This is a genomic window from Thermogymnomonas acidicola JCM 13583, from assembly GCF_001316105.1.
Lineage (GTDB): Archaea > Thermoplasmatota > Thermoplasmata > Thermoplasmatales > Thermoplasmataceae > Thermogymnomonas > Thermogymnomonas acidicola.
In genome coordinates this window covers 1-2,706 of the sequence record NZ_BBCP01000024.1, presented here as the reverse complement: position 1 = coordinate 2,706, position 2,706 = coordinate 1, and the positions used below count along the sequence as shown (strand labels likewise).

4 protein-coding genes are annotated in these 2,706 nt (G+C 52.5%); 2 read left to right on the top strand and 2 right to left on the bottom strand.

Annotated elements, in window-relative coordinates; translation table 11 throughout:
* Positions 1-266: 266 nt before the first annotated feature.
* Together JCM13583_RS11440 and JCM13583_RS11435 are read right to left on the bottom strand one after the other, a co-directional pair.
* A complete protein-coding gene (locus JCM13583_RS11440; protein WP_075057768.1) occupies positions 267-686 on the bottom strand; it encodes a DUF4382 domain-containing protein in 420 nt (139 codons plus the stop codon).
* A 55-nt stretch (positions 687-741) separates the two neighbouring features.
* Complete coding sequence (locus JCM13583_RS11435) at positions 742-1,236, bottom strand: Lrp/AsnC family transcriptional regulator (RefSeq protein ID WP_075057767.1); 495 nt, start codon at positions 1,234-1,236, stop codon at positions 742-744.
* 560 nt (positions 1,237-1,796) lie between these two features.
* Here JCM13583_RS11435 and JCM13583_RS11430 point away from each other — a divergent pair.
* Together JCM13583_RS11430 and JCM13583_RS11425 are read left to right on the top strand one after the other, a co-directional pair.
* Entirely contained in the window at positions 1,797-2,231 is a 435-nt protein-coding gene (locus JCM13583_RS11430; protein WP_075057766.1) for an MFS transporter, read from the top strand.
* Positions 2,232-2,308: 77 nt separating this feature from the next.
* A complete protein-coding gene (locus JCM13583_RS11425; protein WP_075057765.1) occupies positions 2,309-2,692 on the top strand; it encodes an MFS transporter in 384 nt (127 codons plus the stop codon).
* Positions 2,693-2,706 lie beyond the last annotated feature (14 nt).

Genomic DNA, 2,706 nt, shown 5'->3' with positions numbered 1-2,706 from the left:
GCATGGTTATATCTATTTCTTGATGACCATAAAAACGTTTCTAAAATGGGTCTATCCATCCCTTCCCTGACGGAAGGAACTTTCGTCCCCTTAACCCCCATTAGAGTTAAAAAAAGGATGTTCAGGGATTATGTGTTGGAGGGCGTCCCCCTCATGAGGAGCCGTTCACCACGAACCCTATGTTGGGCGTGAACACCCTCGAGTTCAGGTTCAGGTCGGAGTTCAGGTTGAACTCTATCACGCCCATGACAGTACCCCCCCGGCGGTTACAGTGAACGGGTGGTTAACGAAGGCGAAGTCTGAGGCCAGCCTGAAAGTGATGTTGGAGCAAGTATGTCCACGGTCACGTTGGTTATGTAGATCCTAATCATGGTGTAGTTGCCAGCATGCAGTGTCAGGTTGGCCACAGTATCGCTTGTGAACAGGCTGACCGACGTCGGCGTCACGTTCAGTATGTTCAGTGTCCTGGCGGCAAAGCTGAAGTTCTGCCAGCCAGAGGTCGTGCTGTGCACCGCAACCGCATCGAATGTTATGTACACTCCAAATACCTGGCTGCTTGGAGGCGCGTCTGCAGCGGCCAGGGCCAGGTGGCCGGTATCAGCGACGTTGCTGTAATAGTAATACCCTCCACCTGCCACTGCTGCCACCACCACTATCACCAGGGCAGCCAGCACTCCTGCTCTCATTATTTAAAGATTGTGGAAGGGTATTTCTCATTTCTGGTACAATGCTGCCAGGGCCTCATTCGCTGTGGTTGAGCTTCACACCCCCCCAGGCCTTGTAGCTCCTCACCGCTGGGAGCACATCTATGCTTTCCACAATGCTGTTGTCTCGCATTATCTTCTGCAGGTGCCTCTTCATGTTCAGTTTGTTCCTGTCGAACATCCTGACCAGGAGGTCTCGGCCACCCAAATACTCGGTGACCTCGTATATGGTCTCATCGGAGGTGAGCTGCTCTATGAGCCTCTGTATCTCGCCCTCCTCAGCCCTGGCGGATATCCTTACAAGTACGTCCGCGTACTCCAGTTCAATGTTCTGCAGCACAAGGAGGCCAACGAACTTAATGTACCCCCCCAGGCGCTGGAGCCTCATGCGCCTCATCCTTACCGCGGTCTTCGAGAGGTGCAGCTGGTCAGCCATCTCCTTGTCCGACATCCTCCCGTCCTCAAGGAGCATATTAACTATCCTTATGTCAATGTCGTCAAGTTTACCCTCCAGGGCTTTTTCCCACATCATAGTCTAAGTACATAAGATATTATTATAACTATCGGTTTTCGAACTTAAGGAACGAATTGCGTCACTTTTCCATATGTATGTGGAACTTAAATGCGGGCATCATGGAATCTGTTTCTTCCGCTTTCTGGCTTTAATTGATAGACAGTGGCAGTCATTCCAGATTTACGAATCTCAGAAAAATAATATTTTAGCTTAACAATGAAAAGCAAATTACTTTTAATGACCTATATTCTCGGTTTTTTACATTTACAATGGTAGGTGAATGCATAGATATAAAAATTTATGTATTTCATCATGAATATGATTTTGAGCTAAATGGAAAACGCTGAATACGGTCGAAGGAGAGTGGAAGTGGGCGAAATTTTTAACAGCGTGCCCCTGACGAGGTACCACTGGGTTGCCACGCAGTTCTCTTCTTTGCCTTTGCCATAGAGGCCTGGGAGTTCCTGATACCTTCGTTCCTCCTGCCGACCTGATGCCTTACTTCAGGGTTGGGACGGGGGGGATAGGCGGGACGCTCATCTCGGCCCCCTACTTTGGTGCCCTGCTTGGGGGGGCCTATGGGTTCGCTCCCCCTCACAGACAGGATCGGAAGGAAGAAGTCGATTATGTACGGCCTTCTTGGGTACGGCATTGCCAATGCATTCACAGCTGTTGCTTCTCCTGGTGAGTGGCCTGTCTTCTTTGTTGCGAGGTTCGTGGCGGGCTTCTTCATAATAATGGTGATGGTCCAGCCGTTCGCGATGCTCGAGGAGTTCCTCCCGACCAGGTCGAGGGGGCAGGGTCACAACCTACCTGGCCTCCGGGTGGCCGGCCGGCACCCTGCTTGCGGTCGCTGCCGTTTACTTCGTGCTGCCTGTGTTCAGCTGGCAGGGAGCCATGCTCGTATCCAGCGCCATGGCACTGGTCTACATACTGCCGGTGTACTTCCTCCTGGACGAGACCCCCCTACTACCTTGTCGGCTCAGGCAGGCAGAGCGAGGCCAAGAATATAATAAAGAAGCTGAGCGCAGGTAAGGTCTCGATCGATGATGGCACCGAGCTCTACACTGTCAACGTCAGGCGCGGTTCAATGGCCGAGCTCTTCAGGCCAGAGCTCAGGAGGCCGACGATACTGATACTCCTAGCCAACGTTACGTTCTCCCTGGGCTACTGGGGGCTCTTCGCGTGGCTTCCGACCATACTGGTGGACAGGGGAATATCCTTCCTGAACACGCTCCTCTACATTGCCATAGGCGCCATAGCTGAGTACCCGGGATACCTTGCAGCCGCGTACCTGGAGGAGAAGAAGTCACTGGGCAGGAAGTGGGTCATGGCCATATTCCTGGCCGCATCCGGAGCAGCAACGTTCTGGCTTGCCTACTCGTTCACATTCAACGACGTGATGGCAGCAATAATAATACTGTCGTTCTTCAACCTGGGCGCCTGGGGGTGTCTGGGACGCGTGGCAGCCTGAGCTTTACCCGAGCA